Source organism: Paenibacillus mesophilus, assembly GCF_005938385.1.
GTDB lineage: Bacteria > Bacillota > Bacilli > Paenibacillales > NBRC-103111 > Paenibacillus_AB > Paenibacillus_AB mesophilus.
This window is the reverse complement of sequence record NZ_VCRA01000005.1, coordinates 151,945-169,954: the sequence shown is the minus strand read 5'-3', so window position 1 is coordinate 169,954 and position 18,010 is coordinate 151,945. Positions and strand designations below refer to the sequence as shown.

16 protein-coding genes are annotated in these 18,010 nt (G+C 51.7%); 14 read left to right on the top strand and 2 right to left on the bottom strand.

What is annotated here, in order from left to right; genetic code table 11:
• Positions 1-138: 138 nt before the first annotated feature.
• Positions 139-1,038 (bottom strand): AraC family transcriptional regulator, encoded by a 900-nt coding sequence (locus tag FE783_RS10725; protein WP_138879345.1) that lies wholly within the window; start codon positions 1,036-1,038, stop codon positions 139-141.
• Positions 1,039-1,252: 214 nt separating this feature from the next.
• Here FE783_RS10725 and FE783_RS10720 point away from each other — a divergent pair, with 214 nt between their 5' ends.
• The 5 genes from FE783_RS10720 (at position 1,253) to FE783_RS10700 (ending at position 8,495) form a co-directional block, all read left to right on the top strand.
• A complete protein-coding gene (locus FE783_RS10720) occupies positions 1,253-3,541 on the top strand; it encodes a right-handed parallel beta-helix repeat-containing protein (protein ID WP_138879344.1) in 2,289 nt (762 codons plus the stop codon).
• Positions 3,542-3,594: 53 nt separating this feature from the next.
• A complete protein-coding gene (locus tag FE783_RS10715; RefSeq protein ID WP_138879343.1) occupies positions 3,595-4,908 on the top strand; it encodes an ABC transporter substrate-binding protein in 1,314 nt (437 codons plus the stop codon).
• Between the two features lie 18 nt (positions 4,909-4,926).
• Positions 4,927-6,078 carry a hypothetical protein gene (locus FE783_RS10710; protein WP_138879342.1) on the top strand — a complete coding sequence of 384 codons (1,152 nt, stop codon included), beginning with the start codon at positions 4,927-4,929 and terminating at the stop codon, positions 6,076-6,078.
• Between the two features lie 147 nt (positions 6,079-6,225).
• On the top strand, positions 6,226-7,119 hold the full coding sequence (locus tag FE783_RS10705) for a helix-turn-helix domain-containing protein (RefSeq protein ID WP_138879341.1): 894 nt from the start codon (positions 6,226-6,228) through the stop codon (positions 7,117-7,119).
• A 182-nt stretch (positions 7,120-7,301) separates the two neighbouring features.
• The gene (locus tag FE783_RS10700) at positions 7,302-8,495 is read left to right on the top strand and encodes a DegT/DnrJ/EryC1/StrS family aminotransferase (protein WP_138879340.1); all 1,194 of its coding nucleotides are present in this window, start codon (positions 7,302-7,304) and stop codon (positions 8,493-8,495) included.
• 80 nt (positions 8,496-8,575) lie between these two features.
• On the opposite strand, the gene FE783_RS10695 is transcribed toward FE783_RS10700, so the two are convergent.
• On the bottom strand, positions 8,576-9,862 hold the full coding sequence (locus tag FE783_RS10695) for a neutral/alkaline non-lysosomal ceramidase N-terminal domain-containing protein (protein WP_138879339.1): 1,287 nt from the start codon (positions 9,860-9,862) through the stop codon (positions 8,576-8,578).
• Positions 9,863-10,190: 328 nt separating this feature from the next.
• Between FE783_RS10695 and FE783_RS10690 the strand changes: the two genes are divergently transcribed.
• The 9 genes from FE783_RS10690 to FE783_RS38265 all read left to right on the top strand — a co-directional run bounded on the left by FE783_RS10690 (position 10,191) and on the right by FE783_RS38265 (position 17,959).
• Positions 10,191-11,516: an ABC transporter substrate-binding protein gene (locus FE783_RS10690; protein WP_158301722.1), complete on the top strand. Its 1,326-nt coding sequence runs from the start codon at positions 10,191-10,193 to the stop codon at positions 11,514-11,516.
• 37 nt (positions 11,517-11,553) lie between these two features.
• Entirely contained in the window at positions 11,554-12,219 is a 666-nt protein-coding gene (locus FE783_RS10685) for a GDSL-type esterase/lipase family protein (protein ID WP_138879337.1), read from the top strand.
• Between the two features lie 54 nt (positions 12,220-12,273).
• Complete coding sequence (locus tag FE783_RS10680; protein WP_138879336.1) at positions 12,274-13,335, top strand: Gfo/Idh/MocA family protein; 1,062 nt, start codon at positions 12,274-12,276, stop codon at positions 13,333-13,335.
• Between the two features lie 186 nt (positions 13,336-13,521).
• A complete protein-coding gene (locus FE783_RS10675; RefSeq protein WP_138879335.1) occupies positions 13,522-15,288 on the top strand; it encodes a glycosyl hydrolase family 28-related protein in 1,767 nt (588 codons plus the stop codon).
• Positions 15,289-15,577: 289 nt separating this feature from the next.
• Positions 15,578-15,730 (top strand): hypothetical protein, encoded by a 153-nt coding sequence (locus tag FE783_RS37465; protein WP_158301721.1) that lies wholly within the window; start codon positions 15,578-15,580, stop codon positions 15,728-15,730.
• Entirely contained in the window at positions 15,727-16,152 is a 426-nt protein-coding gene (locus tag FE783_RS10670; protein WP_138879334.1) for a hypothetical protein, read from the top strand. The genes FE783_RS37465 and FE783_RS10670 overlap by 4 nt, the downstream gene beginning before the upstream one ends.
• Positions 16,153-16,278: 126 nt before the next feature.
• On the top strand, positions 16,279-16,866 hold the full coding sequence (locus FE783_RS38275; protein WP_238402986.1) for an RNA polymerase sigma factor: 588 nt from the start codon (positions 16,279-16,281) through the stop codon (positions 16,864-16,866).
• 24 nt (positions 16,867-16,890) lie between these two features.
• A complete protein-coding gene (locus FE783_RS38270; protein ID WP_238402985.1) occupies positions 16,891-17,370 on the top strand; it encodes a hypothetical protein in 480 nt (159 codons plus the stop codon).
• Entirely contained in the window at positions 17,339-17,959 is a 621-nt protein-coding gene (locus FE783_RS38265; RefSeq protein WP_238402984.1) for a hypothetical protein, read from the top strand. Before FE783_RS38270 ends, FE783_RS38265 begins: the two co-directional genes overlap by 32 nt.
• Positions 17,960-18,010 lie beyond the last annotated feature (51 nt).

Here is an 18,010-nt window from a genome sequence, read left to right as displayed (position 1 = left end):
GTTTGTGGGGCGATATAGTATTAATTGTGTCTACTAGGGAAACGGCCGCTTTAGAGATAACGGTCTTTTGGAACTCTTATTGGCTGCGAAATGAGATGAATTACAAGCTTCTGCCCCAAACTCTATGGACTACCTATCCTAATTCCGCTTGAACAGCCTCGATTTCAATATGTTCGCATACTCGGACGGCGACGATCCGGTTCTTTTTTTGAAATGCTTGGAGAAATAATGCACGCTGCCGTAACCGAGCAATTCGGCGATTTCCGTGAAGTTGAAGTTGTCTTCGCGAATATATTTTTTGGCTTTCTCTATTTTGAGATGGTTCACGTATTCCATGACGCTGCTGCCGGTTTTCTTCTTGAAGATGATGCTGAGATGCGTTTTCCCGATCATAAAGACGCTGCATAGATGTTCCACCGTGATCTCCCTGCCCAAATTTTTTTTCATGTAACCGATAATTTCTTCGGCGAGTCCGGTCTCCTGCCGTTCCTTGGACGGGGAAGGGAGCTGCTCCGCATGGTGCGGCGATAACCCGTTTCGAATCAGAAGGATAAGCAGCGTTTCGAGAAACATTACGAATAATTGCTCGCCGCCGAAGGGGGCGTCTTGTTTGGCGACCAACCGTCTGGTCGGCGGTATGGCCGTATCGGGACCGAACGCGCGCTCGCACTCCTGCATGAGCAGCGCGAGCCAGCCTTTCTCCCGGTCTCCCAGGTGGAACAGCCGGTTTTTCTTGAAGTAAGTCATCTTGCCCGAGCGGCATTCGAACGACACGATAAACAAGTTCGGTGCGATCGTACCGTTGCTCCTGGCGCCGTGAAACAGGTTCGGCTCGAGGAATAACAGATCTCCCTGTCTGAGCACATGGCGGCCGTCATCCGTTTCGACGAGCAGCTCCCCCTTATCCAAGTACATAAACTCCCAGAAATCGTGCTTTTCGCCCTCAAAAGCGTAGTCTTTGGCCAGTTCGAAATAATAGCAGGTGACTAGCTTGCGGATCACGATTTCCTGCTTCGCCCGATATCTCGGAAACTCCATCCGTTTTAGTCCCCTTCCCGGAAGTGCATAACCGTCGGTGTATTATTTCCACAATCGGTGTCGAATTCCTCTCGAACAATTTTACCAATTCCGCGAACAAAATGACAAAACGGAATACAAAAAAAACGAGCGTATGAATAAAGCTTTCGCCTCCGGCTCCCGATATGATAACGATGAAAGCGAGTTCATCCGGACATGAAGGAAGGAGCAGGAGATGGCGGAAGAGACAGACAATCGGGAAGCGAGGGAGCGCGCAAAAACCGGCGGGCCGATCAGCAGAAGAAAGCTGCTGGCAGCGCTGGGCATAGCAGGTGCGACTGCAATTCTCGGCACATCGATCGCAGCCGTCCAAGGGGGAGATACCGCGGTACAAGGCTCCGGCGGCAAAAAGTCGGGCGATAATTCCGGAATGAACGTATTCGGCGTGACGACAATCGGCGATTTAAGAGCGATGACAGCTCCGGATGCGGCGGCAGTCTATTATGTGACCGACCCGGGACAAGAAGGACATTTCATCTTCGACCCGGACGATTACGTTACGAAGGATAATAAGGGAACAGTCGTCGTCTCCTCCTCCGGAGCCCGGTTCAAACGGAAGATGGAGACCGAATATACGAATGTGAAATGGTTCGGGGCGAAAGGGGACGGGACTCACGACGATTTTCAGCCCATCCAGGACGCGATCGACGCCGTGTCGGCGAAGGGCGGCGGAACCGTTTTTTTCCCGAAAGGGATCTATGTCGTCTCTCCCTACTTAAGCAAATGGATCAAGCTGAAAGATAATGTGAATTTGCTTGGAGAAGGGACGAATTCGGTCATCAAGGTGAAGGACGGCGCAGGAGACTATTTTGCGATCTTTTACGGCAGCAATTCCGTCCCGCTCAGGAACGTTCGGATCAGCAATCTGAAGTTCGACCAAAACCCGCAGCGAAACGATTCGTGCAACATCGATCTGGAGCGGAAAGATTCGAGCTATTACCATCAATTTTGCATCATTTCGTACAGCTACGAGAACATCGCGGTTGACAACGTTCATTTCGACCCGACGTGTGGCGTAAACTCGGTTTCGCTGAACAGCGACGCCGGCAAGTTCGCCTCCATAACGAACTGCTACTTCAATTTCGTTATGGCCAAAGGGAGCGGCAATTACGACAATTCAGCCGTTTATTTGAACGGAAGAAACCATTCGGTGTCGAACTGCTTGTTCCATGCGGCCCCCGGACAGAAGGCGCGGGGTGCGATCGAGACGCATATGGGCCAAAGCGTCGTATCAAACAACGTCGTGGACGGGTATTATACGGGCGTCAATCTGCAGGCGGGAAGCGGCGGCGACGACCGGTGCGACATGACGATAACGGGCAATACGATCAGCAACGCCAATCAAGGCATCCAGATCGGACCGTACCGCAATCATCCGGTGAAAAACGTGACGGTCAGCGGCAATACGATCAGCCTGGCGAATACCGTGCATAGAAGGGGATTGACGACCGGGATTGCAAGTGCGGGATGGACGACGGAGAAAGCCCTTTTCGAAAATATTACGGTCACGAGCAATACGATCATGTTCCAGGAGGAATTCGAGCTAAGGCCGGAAATGCAAGCGTTAGCATACGGGATCGGGTTCACGCATAACTCGGATATGGCGAATATCGTCATCAGCAACAACATCATCAAGAACGCGCCGATTACCGGCATTCAAGTCGGCAGTTTTCAGAAGATGGGTATCGTCTCCAACGTGCAAATTACGGGAAATGTCATTATTAACCCGGGTCATTATCCGACCTCCGTCGAATCGTACCGGTCGGGAATCGCGCTGCGGTCTACGGTCGTCGGCGCCCGGATAGCCGGCAATATGATAACGGATACCTACGATTCGGCGAGAGGCATGTTCTCCATTCGCCTAAGCGATTCGGAAGGAACGTACGCCGGCGTCGAAGTGACGAATAATCTCATTCAATCGAAGCAGGGCGGTTTATGGCTGTTCCTGAGTCCGTCGGTCAAGTCGGACGCTTCCCGGAAGTTCGCGCACTACTCACCGGTATATCCTCCGGTGTCGGGCACTTATGACAAAGGAGATATCGTTTGGATCACCGGCTCAAATGGGACGGACGGGAAGACGCCGGCAGGCTATCAGGCGGTCGAGACCGGCACGGCCGGAACGTTAGCGAACGTGCAAGCAACAGGCGAAGCGGGGAAACCGAACATAACGGTTAACGACTCGTCGCAGCTTGAGATAGATCAATGGATTCGGATCGCGGCCGGCAATCAGGTGCGGCAAATAGTCCGGATCTCCGGCAATGAAGTTCGCCTTCATTCGCCGCTTACTACGGGAATTCCCGCTCCGAGCAGGGTAACTTATGCGGCTCCGATATGGAAGCCGATCGGTAGGATCGGCAGTCTTGCCCCGATCGACAATACGAGCGGAGCGGCATTATCCGATCTCGAGGAGGAGGTGAACCGTTTGAAGGAGGCGCTTCGCGATTACGGAATATTGAGCCGCTAGAAAAGGGCGGCGATCACTTCGTTTTTCCATAATAACCATAGGGGGATATTCAAATGTCTTACAAAACGATTGCAAGTTCAGTTACATTGACGGCAATGCTCGCATCACTGTTAGCAGGCTGCGGAGCGAAGGAGGCCGCAGATAACGGCGGACAGCCGGCAAAGCCGAGCGAGCCGGTGGAAATCGTCTTCTATTCCACGAACGGCGATCCGGCGGAAAGCTTCGATTACCGTTTCGGTAACGCGATCCGCAAGAAGTTTCCGAACTATACGATCAAATATATCCAGAACACGAAAGGCAATTCGATGGCCGAGCTGCTGACGGCCGGCACCAAATTCGATATTTATTTCATCTCGACCGGCAACTACGAGTCCGTCATGTTCGAGAACGGCTTGGAAATCGACATGGACGAGCTGGTCAAGAAGCACAAGGTGGATCTGAGCAAGCTGGAGCCTACCGTAATCGATGGCATACGGCAATCGTCGGGCGGCAAGTTGACGGGGATTCCCGTCCATACGAACAACATGGTGCTGTATTACAACAAGACGCTGTTCGACAAGTTTGGCGTCGCTTACCCGAAGGACGGCATGACGTGGGATCAAGTGCTGGAAATATCCAAGAAGCTGACCCGCAACGAAGGCGGTTCGCAATATTACGGCTTCACGACTTCGCCGAATCATATTCTTAGAATGAATCAATACTCGATCCCGAACGTCGATTTGAAAACGCAGACGCCGACGATCAATACGAACGAGAAGTGGAAATCCTTCTTCCAAACCGTATTTCTCGATCCGTACACGGATGCGGGGTACAAGGAGCAGTTGGACAAGACGAATAAAGTGCCGGACATCAATTCGTTCCTGAAAGATCAGAACGTCGCCATGTACGCATACTTGTCCTCTCTGGTCTACGTGCTGCCCGACGATTTACAGAAGCTGAACTGGGATATGGTATCGCTGCCGGTGTTTAAGGATCAGCCGGGAGTCGGCTCGCAGTCGTATCCGTTCTACTTCGGCATCACGAAGCTGAGCAAGCATCCGGAAGAATCGATGGAAGTGCTGAAATATATGGTATCGGAAGAGTTCCAAATGGACTTGTCCAAAAAAGGGATTATGCCGGTAATAAAAAACGATGCCGTGCAAAATGCTTTAGGCCAAGATTCGCCGTTCAAGACGAAAAACTTCAAAGCCGTGTTCTTCAACAAATTCGCGCCGATTCCGGCAAAAGCGCCATACGATGCGAATATCGTCGCCAACTATGCGAAGTATGCGGATCAAGTCATCAAGCAGAAGATCGATATCAACTCGGCCTTCCGCAAGTCCGACGAGGAATCGGTGAAAATCATTGCGGATTACAAGAAGAAGTAATCAAAGGGGCACGACGGTTTGTTTCTTAAAATGGTTCCGATTTCACTCGTTCTCCTGGCTGCGATTACGGGCTGCGATTCGGTCACGTCCGCCGATCGGAGCAGCGGGCAGGACCCCGGAGCGGGAGGCAGTACCCGAATGTCCGGCTCGGACGAATCCGATCATGTCGCTAACGATAATTCGACTCCGTTAACCGCAGACGATATACGCAAGCCGGATCCATCGTTCGCATCTAACGGCAGCGTGCAATATGCGATCAAGCAAGGAAATAAATTGACGATCGCTCATAAATATTCGGCCTCGGACGATATGTGGATCGTCTTCGATTATCACGGCGCCAATCGCCTCTACGGGTTTTCCCAGTGGAGGCTGGCCGCCAATACCGGCGAGCAAGTCGATCCCGATATGGGCCGGGCTTCCAGTTTGCTGCAAAATGCGGTAACCGATTGGATCGGACCTTACATTGTAAAAGCCGATAAGGACGCAGATGTTCCTTCCCAGCATTTTACGGGCGGCGCCCACGCTTTCAACGGAGCGGATAAAGGATCGGCCACGGCCAGAACGGTTTCCTACAGCATTCGGGCCGATGGCGTCGAACTTGCGGACGGTCAAGTTACAGCAAGCGAACGGATCACGATTCAAGTCGTCAATCATGTTCAAGGCTACAATACGAAGGTAGAGGACGGCAGCGGACGCGAAATATTGAAGGAAACAGTCACTTATGAGGTGGTCGGCGGCCGGGTGCAGGTGCATACGGAAATCGAGGCGCTCGAGGACATTACCATTTATCGGTATTACGGTCTGCAAACCGTCAACCAAGCTTGGAGCGACAAGGTGGCGTATTACGCCAAAGACAAGATCGTGTCGGTAAACCCCGGGAAACTATATAGCGATTCCGGCAAACTATCGGCCAATCCGAATGTCGACCAATACGTGTTGACTTCCGACGACAGCAAACCGATCCGCCATCATTTGCTCGTCTGGCTCGACCGCAAGTACGGCATCGGAACGATGGAGCATGTGGCCGCACACCGGCCGGCGTCGTTCACGTATGAGTACGGCAAAACATATTTTTTGCAAATCGTGGATACGGCGCCAGTACTGGCCAAGGGCAAGACGTTCTCTTGGCGGGGCGGATACCACTTTTTCTCGAGGAAGGGAAGCAGTTAAATATTATATGGAAGAGCCGGGGATTGTTCCCCGGCTTTGTTGTATATGAAGACCCCAGTTCGAGCACGCATTTTGCTTGCGGCGCGGAAATTGATAGTGATATGATGAGGGGAAAAGGCGCCTTTTGTTTCGGGAGGGTGGGTTCAGATGAACAAGAATCTGGAGCTTCATGAATACATGAAAGGAAGCAACCCGGGGACAGGTCAGCTGCCATTTTATATTGGAATTCATACCTTCCCCATAACTGTGTTAAACTACCATTCCTTTGTTGAGCTTACTTATATCATAGAGGGAAGCGGTTACCAGAGCATCAATGGCACCCTCCATCGTATGGAGCCGGGTACGATTTCCTTTCTGCCTCCTTATCACATTCATCAAACAACGAGCGACAACGGATGTGTGATTCGAAAATACTGTTGTCTGTTCGATATGAACATTTTATTCGGTTCGCCATATGCTTCTGAATGGTCTGAACAATTGTATCAAATTGACGCCGAATTTCCGTCATCTGTTGCGTTTCATGGAGAAGAAGCGGCTCTGATGGAAACCCTGTTTGCACGCCTTTTGACGGAATACCATAATCCCGAGCTGCGCGGGCGAAATCACATGATTTGCAGTAAGCTGTCCGAGGCATTGCTCCTGTTTCTGAGAGCTGCCGCTGCTGCTGGCGATCATGCGGCAAAGCCAAATGAACAGGAGGAAGGGAACCCGTTGTTCTGGTCTGCTCTTCATTATGTTCATGCGCATTATACGGAGCGATTAACCTTGGACATGGTAGCGAAGCATCTTCATATCAGCGAAACGTACGTAAGTCGGATGTTCAGAGAAAGAATCGGACGAAGCTTCCTTGAATACGTGCACCAACTTCGTATAAATAGCGCGGCCAGTATGCTGATTACGACGGACAGAACGATTATGGATATTGCATTCGATACAGGATTTGAATCTCCCCGTACCTTTTATCGAGTGTTCAAAGAGGTTAGGGGCCAATCGCCAAAAGAGTATCGGAATGCCAACTTGTGCAGGTCTGGACTAAGTTAAGTTCAGCCTGCTTTTCATTTCCGTCGCTTGTCTCGGTAAGGATTTGACCTATTGTTATTGGAATTTGTCACGAATATCTTCCTGAACGAGGTTACAATTCGATTAGATCATAAATTAGCTTTATAGGCTATAGATGATCTGGATCGGAGCAATGGAATTATCGTACAAGGGAGAGGTGTCACATGGACAAATTGGCAATTGACGGGGGGCTGCCAATCAGAACGAAACCGTTTCCGGCATGGCCTATATACGATGAATTGGAGGAGCGGCTCATTCTCGAAGTTGTTCGCTCCGGCAAATGGGGAGGCACCGGTCGTATCAAGCTGCCTGAGCTGGAGGAGAAATTTGCCGCCATCCATGATGCGAAGCACGCTGTATCGATCGCCAACGGCACAGTTGCGATCACGATATCTTTGCAGGCGGCCGGCGTACAGCCGGGCGACGAAGTGATTATGCCTCCGTATACGTTTATTGCCACTGCCAGCTCCGCGCTCTTGTTTGGCGCGATTCCGGTATTCGTCGATATCGAGCCGGACACGCTGCTGATCGATCCGGAGAAGGTGGAGGCGGCGATCACTTCGAAGACGAAGGCGATTATCGCTGTGCATATTGCCGGCGCCCCTGCCAACCTGACTCGCTTGAGGGCCATTGCCAATAAGCACGGGCTTCGCCTGATCGAAGATTCGGCGCAAGCGGTCGGCGCGAGATGGGACGGCGTCGGCGTTGGCGCCCAGGGCGACCTCGGCACGTTCAGCTTTCAATCGAGCAAAAATATTAACGCCGGGGAAGGCGGCATAATCCTGACCAACGATCGGGAGCTGGCCGACCATGCCTGGTCCTTGGCGAACGTGGGGCGCATTCGGGAGGGCGGTTGGTATCAGCATGAGACGATTGGCTGGAATTTGCGGATGACCGAGCTGCAGGCCGCGATTTTGCTCGGCCAACTGTCTCGTCTGGACGACCAGATGGAGCGGCGCGAGCGGAACGCCCAGCTGCTCACCGAGCTGCTGGGCGACACGCCGGGAGTCCGCACCCTCCGTCGCGATCCGAAGATTACCCGGCACGCGCTGCACATATTCATGTTCCGCATTGATCCGGATCTGACAGACCGCATTAACAAAGCTGATGTGATCCGCAAGCTGAATGCTGAAGGCATACCGGTTACCTCCGGCTATGTCTCGCTCAACCAAAACAAGGCGGTCATCAACGAGACGAAGAAATGGACCGGAGAAGAACGCGCGTATTCGTGTCCGAACAGCGAGCGGGCATGCGACAAAGAAATTGTGTGGCTGTCTCAGAACATCATGCTGGCAGGCGAGCCGGATATGTACGATATCGCGGCAGGGGTACGCAAGGTGATGGCTTCTCTCGGTTAGGATAAGCCATTGGCACTCGCAAACAAGCAGCAAGCAGGCGCGGATCGCAACGACCGTGCCTGCTTGTTTTTTCTGTCGCTCTACCGCTCGACAAGCTCGGTCAGCGTTTGGCGGATCTCGGGTTCCGCTGCTTCTGTAAACGGCGAACAAAGACCGAAGAGTGGATAGGAGTCGACCGACTCATAGCCGCCTTCCCGAAGCTGCCTGGCTGTGGACACATAACCGATCATCCCGTTGCTGTAAGCGACAGGGAGTGTGCGGTTGTTTGACCGATCTTTGATTAACAGACCGTACTCTACGACCATTTCCGCATTCATGGCGAGCAGCGACAGCCCGTCCGCAATATCCATGCGTACCAGGTCAAGCTCTGCCGCAGGTCGTACCAGTTTCGGATGGTCCAGCAGCAGCTTCGCCCAGTTGCGTACGATCGGTTCCGCCGATTGGCTGTATGCGGTAAGCTCCGACAGAGTCGGGACAGTAGAGAAGGCCAATGGCAGTTTGACGTGCGCTCCTGTTGGCGAGCATGGTCGCAATTCATGCATAGGACCGTTCAACACATTCTTGACCGATTCGTATAACCGCGCTCCAAGCTGCTGAACGTCTGTATCGGTTCCGCTGTAAAATTTACCGTCACGGTACAAGGGCGGGCGCACATCGCCGCAGCACCCCTGGAAAAACAACGATAAAGCGCCGCCACCCACTTCGCGTTCCAGTTGTTCCATGGCCAGGCCGCAATACTCGGATGATACGAAGTTGGCGTTTGTCGTTGTCGGGTGGCACGTATAATGGACAATCCATGCTTTTGCTTCTCCCGCGGCGTTGACGAAACGGATTACCGTAACCTCGGAGTCCTTTGCGCCCTGCTTATTCGGGGCGATAACGATTTTGCCGCCAACGAGCTTCCTGCGATGGATGCCAATGTCGCAAACGCCGGACCCGCGCTGTATCGAAACAGGCTCCAAATTGGCCTCGGCGAGCTCCATGCCGGCGAGCAGCTTGTGTTCCAGCTCCTGAAGATAGCTGTCATCCGCTGCACCCAGCGATGGCATCAAGGAGCTTGTTTGCGGACCGGAATGGCTGTGCGAGGCGTTGAACAGGATGTCTTCCGTCCTCATGCCCCAACGCGCAGCCAGTTCCCGCCGCAGCTTCTCCGTCTGTTCGGTTGACCACCAGATGAGATCGCCGGCGACAAGCAGACGGTTGCGTGCTGTTCCCGTTTCCTCGTCCTGCTGCCTAAGGAACAGGGCTTTCGCATAAATCGGGTGGTGCACCCCTTCGTAGGCGCCCTTACGGTTACTGTAACCGGCCAACATGACGGGGTGGCTTGGCGTGATGTCGATTTTAGAGGTTCCTAGCAAAATGTTCATGGTCGTTTCAACTCCCTTGTGATATCGTTCAGGGACGAGTGCTCGATTCCCTTAATGAGCAACGCAAGTCTATGATAAACGAAACCAACTTGGAAACGCGTGCCATTATCGTGATTGGTTGTGCCAATATTTATAACAGGATCGTCGCCGGCCAGTAAGGATATGACCCATTGTGTTTGAATTTTGACACGCGCATTTTTTGTAACCCGGATACAATTGGTGCAGATAAGAAAATCAGTTGTCACCTCGCCGTGTGTGTAAAGGCAACTTTTTCGATTATCAAAAAATGATGAAGGGGTGTTCTGTTCTGAAAAAGAGGAAGAGTTTCATGGAAGCAACGAAAAAATGGGTGTTACCATTCAGTGTTCTGCTTCTGGCAGCCTGCTCGAACGGAGCGGGAGGAGGCGAGTCAGCGAAGCCTGTTGAGTCAAAGGCTCCTGAAAAGCCGGCGAAACCTGTCGAACTGGTTTTTTACGCATTATCCGCGTTGTCGGGAACGGATGAGGAAAAGGCGGCGCAATGGACCGCTTATATCCAAAAGAAGCATCCGAATATTTCTTTAAAATTCATAAATGCTACGGATCAAAACAGCGTCGACAACGTGATTGCCTCGGGACAACCCGTCGATATTCTTTTCGGTTCATTTGCCAACTTTTTGAGGTTCAAGGATAGGAAAATGACGGGTGATATGACGGAACTGGTCAAGAAGTACCAATTTGCTCTGGCGTCGGTAGAAAAGCAGTATGTCGACTTGGTTCAACAATATCATGACGGCCAACTGCCTTTATTGCCCGTCTATGATCTCAGGCTGGGAGTTTACTATAATAAAGATTTATTTGACAAATTCGGAGTACCTTATCCAAAAGACGGAGCAACTTGGGAAGAGCTGCTCGAAATAGCCAAAAAGTTAACAAGGGAGGAGGGCGGCGTTACTTATCGCGGTTTTGCAACAGGCCAAGCAGGAGCAGGACTGGCAATCAACCAATCTTCCTTGGGATATACCGATCCGAAAACAGGGAAGCTCGCTATCAACACGGAGCAATGGAAGAGTTATTTTGCACCGATTGTTCCGATGTTTACGGTTCCGGGCTATAACCCTACAAAAGAAGTTGTAGAAGGCGGACTCAAATTGTTCGAGGAAGGGACTGCCGCTATGGTGATTGCCTTCAACTCCTATGGCTCGTTCACGCTTCCGAGTAAGAATCTCAATTGGAACGTTACAACCCTTCCTGAAGTGAGCGGCCTTCGAGGAATCGGATCGCAACCGTATCCGGTATACTTGGGCGTCTCTTCCATCAGCAAACATAAGGACGAAGCGTTTCAAGCGATCAGCGAGCTGCTTTCCCTCGAAACGCAGGTCGATCGGTCATCGAAGTTCGGAGTGTTCAGCCCGCTGAAGGATCAGAAAGCGAAAGTCGCCTTCGGAGAGTCATCCATGTGGAAGGGGAAAAATTATCAAGCCTTCGCTAGCCAAAAGCCTGCAGCCCCAGCCCCGGCTGTTGATGCCAATCTGAAGAATATCGCTGAAAGTGAGCTTTACAAAGTTTTCACTTCTATCATCACGGGTGAAAAAGATATTAATACTGCGCTGCGAGAGGCGGAAGAAGCGACCGACAAAGCTTACCGAGAAATTTTGCAGAAACAATCCAAGTGAATGTAAACAAATGCCGATAGAAACGAGAGGTTAGATCATGCCGGTAAGAGTCAATTTAAAGCGGCTTGAACAATCGATTGTCAATTTCGAAAGCGTACCTGTCGTCAAAGGGCGAATCTTATTTTATGGGGATTCCTTTTTCACGAGATGGAGACAGGAGCTTTGGGGTCATTCGGCTCTTGAATCCGTCGTGGTCGGCGAAAGCGGTACGGAGTGCGCATTGAATCACGGGTTCGGCTCCAGTACGGCCGAGGAGCTTTTGTATTATTATCCGCGCGCCGTCAAACCGTACGAACCTCGGGCCATTATCTATAAAACGTTCGGCAACGATATGTTGTTTGGTTATAGTCCGAGCGAAGTTCTGGAAATAAGTGCCCGGCTATTTGAATACGCGCGAACCGATTTCCCCGAAATACGATTGTACCTGTTCGGTCCGGAAGGCAATCGTAAACCAACTACCGATCACTACATCCGGAAACGCGAATACGATTCGATGTTGCGGCAGTATGCTGGCCAGCATGAAGATTGCACCTATATAAGCATCATGGAGTCCCCATTGTTCTTCTATGATCATGCCGATATAGGCGATTTCGCAAAGGTACGTGACGATATATTCGTTGAAGATGGCGTGCATTTTAATAAGAAAGGCTATGAACTGTTTGCTGAGTTTTTTAAAAAAGAGTTGGCTTCGATTTTAGCATAGCGCACCAGGTGGCGCCGATTCGATCAACCATAGTTAGAAAGGAAGTAGAAGCATATGAGCAAAATCCGTCTTGGAATAATCGGGTGCGGAGGAATGTCGCGCGCTCACGCGGGAGACTTTCACCATCTGTCGGATCACATGGAAATTACGGCCACGTGCGATATTGTTCCGGAGCGCGCCCGGAATGTGGCTGAGCTGACCGGGGCGAAGTTGGCGGTAACGGACTACAAGGAACTGCTGGATCATGTCGATGCCGTTCTCGTCGTACTGCCGCACGATCTGCATTTCGAGGTCGGGATGACCTGCCTGACGGCAGGCAAGCACGTGCTGATGGAGAAGCCAATATGCAATACTGAGGAACAGTGCATCGAGCTGATCCGGAAATCGGAGGAGGTCGGCAAAGTACTGATGACAGCTTATCCTGTGCGCTTTTGGCCGATCGTTATGAAGCTCAAGGAATTGATCGATTCGAAGGCGTATGGGGAATGTTTCCAGATGTCCATATGGACGGAGCAGTTTACCCGCTACTTTGATGGACACTGGGCGCTTTCCGCAGAGCGTTTGGGCGGCGGGCAGTTTTTCAGCCACGGCTGCCACTATGTGGACCTGCTTCTCTGGTTCATGGGCCGACCGGTTCGGGGCACCCACCTGGGTACCAATTTCGGAACTCCGTGGATGGAGAAAGAAGGAACGAGTAATGTCACGATCGAATTTGAGAACGGCGCGCTCGGCTATCATTTCGGCACTTGGGGGGCGAGGGGAACCCGCCTTGGCTGGAGTCTCCACGCCCACTGTACGGAAGGCATGCTCGAGATCAATCTGGCGGATAAGAAGCTCTATGCGCATACGCACATCAAGGAAGAGAAAGCGAATCTGGATACCGAATCTCGTACGAAAGTCATCTACGAAGCCGACGCATCCGGCAAGTTTACGCACCATGAGCTGGAGCATTTTCTCGACTGCATCCGCCATGGGAAGCATCCGATTTCGGACGGGCCGACGAGCCTTCAAGGGCTGCGCGTCATCTGGCGATTGTATGAGGCGGAGCGGAACAATACGGTTGCAGACCTGCGCGGTCTGGGACTCGAGGATGATTGGAAAAGCGTGAGGGCTTGAAGCTGGAGCCCGCATTGCCGTTGTCCATTCCGAACGCAGATATGGAAACGGTTACTCCATTGCGTATGGCCGAAGAGGAAGCAGCGAAGGTGATTGCTGAAATCAAAAAATAGCGAAAGCGGCAAACCCCTGACCGCCTATGGACTGTCAGGGGGGGATACGCTTACCCGATGAGGAGATGAAGCGATGATGCGGGAGAAGGAAAACAAGAACGAGAACGGAACCCTGGACGATCGGATGTCGAGCGTAACACCGGATCACCGAAGCATGAGCAGAAGAAAGGTGTTGACGTACTTGGGGGCGGCAAGTGCAGCCACGGTGGCGGGAGCTTTACTGAACAGTCGTACGGGATTCACTCAGCCGGAAAACAGTGTAACAGGCAGCGTCTATGGCAAGGGAAACGCCGAGGGCATTCGCCGAGTGGCAGAGGAAGTCGTTCAGGAATATGCCCAGGAGCATGAACTGAAGCATCAGATTCTGGAGACAAGCTTGGTGAGTCTTGAGACGTCCGCAGCGGATATTGCGATTTCGGTCAAATCTGTCGGTGCGACAGGCGACGGTGTGACGGACGATACGCAGGCTTTCCAGGACGCGATCAATTTGGCGGTTTCCAGCGGGATCTTACGGGTAGTGGTGCCTGCTGGCAACTATGTGCTGACGTCAAGTATCGTGATCGATGCCAACGTTTGCTTATTCGGAAACCGAACGTCGTCTATTCTGGATTTTACGCAGCTTGCCGGCAGTTTTGCTTTGGTGGTTGGTCAAACAAAGGCGATAACCGGTATTCGAATCGAAGGACTGACCCTTCGCGGCAATCGAAACTGCGGCGGCATCATCCTGAACAGTTCCAAAAACATAGGCAGAGCTGTTGTCGACTCTTCTTTTGTTGATATGTTGGTGTATAACTTCAAAACCGGACTCGAGACGATGTTTGTATGGAGCAACTATTTTGAGAACATACGATTTCAGAGCTGCACGACTTCCGCGAATTTGTACAGTCAAACGAACAACTCGCTATTCTCGAGAGTATCGTTTGTTACGGCAGAAAAAGTACTAACCATGATCAATTGTGAAGGGCTGCATTTTGACAGTTGCGATATGTCGAATGTGACCGGCACGATAGCCATCACTTTATACCAATCCCAGGTTGTCTTCACAAATCCGTACTTCGAAAATGTTCGGGATGTTTTAATCTTTCTCGGTTCTATCAACGAGGTTACGAAGTCTGCCTGTACGATTAGAGGGGGGATTGTGAGCGGACATATCCAAATAGCCAACAGTCAAAACCTCATTAAGATGGACGATGTCAGAAATACAGCGGTCAACCTGTTCAGAAACGAAGCTAGCAGCCCCAGACTTTTTATTCCGGAAGGGAAACTATCCTATCTCGGAACCCGTGCTTCCATGCCGAAGAAAGTGATCGATTGGTTTGGCAACACGCCGATTCCTTTTTCCGCATCTTTTACAGGACAGACCGTCACCTCCCATCCGACCAATCAAAATTACTCCATCGTCAGCGCAACGCAGGGCATCAGAATCGCTTCGACGCTCGAGATCGGCAAACAGTATGTCCTCTCCCTGCAGGTCAGGAAAAACACGAATGCGAGTTTGGGGATTCGCCATGCCGCTTCGCTGGGTACAGCAGTCGCAACAGAACAGAATGAAGGTTTTGAACTGCGGCATATTCCGTTCGTAGCGGAGGCCGCCCTATTAAACCTGGAATGGCAGGGGGACCTGGATATAGCCATGATCTCCTTGTATGAAGGATTTTATCTTCCGCAACCCTCGGCCGGATCGAAGATGCTATTCGCGACAACGCCGCCAGTAAAAGCGAAATGGAACCAGGGGGATATCATCTATAATTCGAATGCCGTGTCAGGAGGAGCGGTCGGTTGGGCATGCACAGCATCTGGCACGCCCGGTACCTGGAAGCCATTCGGCACCGTTAGTTGACGAGCAGAAGTTTGCAGTTGCCTGTATTAGACTATTCAGTCCTGAATAAATAGAGAGACATTTCGGAATGCTGCTTACCGAGCGGTTCCGGCATGCGGCGATAGCGCTCAAGCGCATGATCGAGCACGGCGATCTCGGGCGGGTCCTGTTACGATGCGCTAGCCGTATCGGCTGAACCCCGGGCAGCGGCACGGCTGGCATTTCTTGAAGGAACAAAACGGGGGCTCATCCAGGACTTGTTCATCCACGATTTCGACCTGCTTCGCGTTGGACCGGCCAGGAGATCGAATTGATCAACTGCGACTTTAAAGCGGCTGCCAGTGTGGAACCAACCGATACGTTGTACGCCGTTTACTTGGAAGCCGATCTGCTCCAATCGAACAACCGGATTATTCTGGACGGCTGCTCGGTGTCAAGTGCTTCGATTATGGGGTGTATATGAAGCAGGGCGGCAATATCACCGTCAAGAACACAAGACTGGAAGCCATTACGAGCTTTAATCTCGGTCTTGCCGGGAACGGTTACGACTTCAATGTCGTGCTGGACGGGGTTGAGGCGATAAATCCTGCGACTCTGCTCCAATTAGCGACCAGCTTGCCCACTAGCAGATTGACCACATCAAATGTTACGATCGATGAATCGTATAATGTGCTGAAGACGACTTACGGGCTGAAAAACAACGTTTATGCAGGAGGAAGAACGATAATGGGGAATAGTTCGCCTATAGGGCGCTCGGTTCCTGGTCTCGTGAACGACGTGTTTCGCCTGAAAAATCCGGTTCCCGGAATGCCATTTGAATGGATTTGTACGGAAACGAGTCATTTGGCTGCAACATGGAAAGTGAAAACAACGATCGGAGCATGAAATCGAAGCCGGACGAATGAAAAAATGAATTTACGGTGCCGCTCATCCTATACGATGGGCGGTATTTGATTTTTTAAGTATACATAATAAATAATATGTAATGACGAGATTCAAGAATCGGTCCTTGTGGAGCGCGCGAAGTCAGGGGATCGGGAGGCGTTCGGCGAGCTGGCGCGCAGACATCGGGACAAAATGCTCGGATATGCGCGATCAATTACTCATGAACCGTTTCTGGCCGAAGACATCGTCCAGGAGGCGCTGATTCGTGCATTTTTCCATATGGGGACGCTGGTCGACATGAACCGTTTCATGCCGTGGCTCCATCGTATCGTGCGCAATCAGGCGTATACGAAAATGAACGGCGCCTCGTTAGTCCGCGAACAAACGTTTACCGCCATCCGGACTTTCGCCCATGACGGGACGGAGGAGACGGATTGGAGCAGTCTTGACAGTATACTAGGTACGCTGTCGCGTTCTGCATCCACGGCAGCCGCAGCACGGGATGATGATCCCGAGGAGCGGTTCATGCGCAAACAAACCGTAGAAATGATCGAAGGGATGCTGCGTTGTTTAAGTCGGCGTGAGCGCGAAGTGTTCGAATCGCACTTCTTCCATCATCTCGCTCCTGAAGAAATAGCGAAGCTGTTCAGCGTGACGCCCGCGAACGTGTACCAGATCCTATCCCGCTCCCGCAAAAAACTGATCCAAGAGTGAACCCGGGTAATGGTTGACCACTACATGAACAATAGGAAGGATATGGGACTTATGGGCAAAGTATTGCTTCCGAAGCCGGCAGCGTTTACGATGCAGCCGAACACTTGGACAACGGCGGTTTCGGCTTTATACGGGTTATTGGAAAGTGCGGACGCCGATTTCTCTTTGCCGATGCTGATGGGTTTGACCGGTCAGGCTTTCCGGATCAATATAGAACCGGAAACCGTTAATATCGGCGGACCTACGATCTATCATTACGGCGAGATTTTGTCGCGCGGATTAAGAAATATCGGATTCAACACGACGTTCCTCTATGAACGGGTAAATCGTCCCGAATATGCGGAAAGAAATGTTCATCTAGTCGATCCGAAAGTTAAGACGGAAGAAGCGCGACTGAAAAGATCGCTGCCCGACTCGCTTCCGGAAGCACTTAGCTTGATCCATCGTTCGCTGGATCGGGGGGCAGACGGTGATGACATACGATTTGTTTTTTCCCGAATTTGAAGTCATTTACGGATATGACGACGAACGGAGGCTATTATATGCCGGCAACAGCTGCGACCAGATCGGGGAAGTGCCCTACGAGCATCTCGGCCGCGGAACGGTCCCGCTCCTGTTCGTGTTAACGATTGACGGTTCATTTCCTATGGAGAAGCGTTCCATGATCCGCCAAGCGATAGAAACGATTTTGCATCATTACCAGGAGCAGGAGCCGTGGTTCCCCGGATTCATTAACGGGATTAGAGCGTACGACGTTTGGATTGATGCTTTCCGCAACAGGAAAATAGAGCCTATCGGCAACGCCTACAATACGGCTGTCGTTCATGACGCGAGACGGTTTGCCGCGATATTTTTAACCGAGCTAGGTGCTTGGCAGGACATCGGATCGAGCGGAGGGGATCGGTTTGAACGATTATGTCTCGATGCGGCAAACCGCTATGAACGGGTGGCAAACGATTTCCGTCAGCTCGTCGAATTATTTCCATTCCAAGGGTGGGGAGAGCCGAACCGTCCGGAAAATGCCGAGCGTGCTACCAAGCTGCTGGAGTCCGCGCGGCGAAGCGAAATACATGCCGTTGATTTGATGGATTAACTTTACAGGGAGATCACCGTATAATATAACCCGCTATCGGACTGGCTGCCG

Bases quoted from the DNA above. Each gene is read 5' to 3' on its own strand.
- FE783_RS10725 (WP_138879345.1), bottom strand. From the start codon at position 1,038: ATGGAGTTTCCGAGATATCGGGCGAAGCAGGAAATCGTGATCCGCAAG.
- FE783_RS10720 (WP_138879344.1), top strand. From the start codon at position 1,253: ATGGCGGAAGAGACAGACAATCGGGAAGCGAGGGAGCGCGCAAAAACC.
- FE783_RS10715 (WP_138879343.1), top strand. From the start codon at position 3,595: ATGTCTTACAAAACGATTGCAAGTTCAGTTACATTGACGGCAATGCTC.
- FE783_RS10705 (WP_138879341.1), top strand. From the start codon at position 6,226: ATGAACAAGAATCTGGAGCTTCATGAATACATGAAAGGAAGCAACCCG.
- FE783_RS10700 (WP_138879340.1), top strand. From the start codon at position 7,302: ATGGACAAATTGGCAATTGACGGGGGGCTGCCAATCAGAACGAAACCG.
- FE783_RS10695 (WP_138879339.1), bottom strand. From the start codon at position 9,862: ATGAACATTTTGCTAGGAACCTCTAAAATCGACATCACGCCAAGCCAC.
- FE783_RS10690 (WP_158301722.1), top strand. From the start codon at position 10,191: ATGGAAGCAACGAAAAAATGGGTGTTACCATTCAGTGTTCTGCTTCTG.
- FE783_RS10685 (WP_138879337.1), top strand. From the start codon at position 11,554: ATGCCGGTAAGAGTCAATTTAAAGCGGCTTGAACAATCGATTGTCAAT.
- FE783_RS10680 (WP_138879336.1), top strand. From the start codon at position 12,274: ATGAGCAAAATCCGTCTTGGAATAATCGGGTGCGGAGGAATGTCGCGC.
- FE783_RS10675 (WP_138879335.1), top strand. From the start codon at position 13,522: ATGATGCGGGAGAAGGAAAACAAGAACGAGAACGGAACCCTGGACGAT.
- FE783_RS10670 (WP_138879334.1), top strand. From the start codon at position 15,727: ATGAAGCAGGGCGGCAATATCACCGTCAAGAACACAAGACTGGAAGCC.
- FE783_RS38270 (WP_238402985.1), top strand. From the start codon at position 16,891: ATGAACAATAGGAAGGATATGGGACTTATGGGCAAAGTATTGCTTCCG.
- FE783_RS38265 (WP_238402984.1), top strand. From the start codon at position 17,339: ATGACATACGATTTGTTTTTTCCCGAATTTGAAGTCATTTACGGATAT.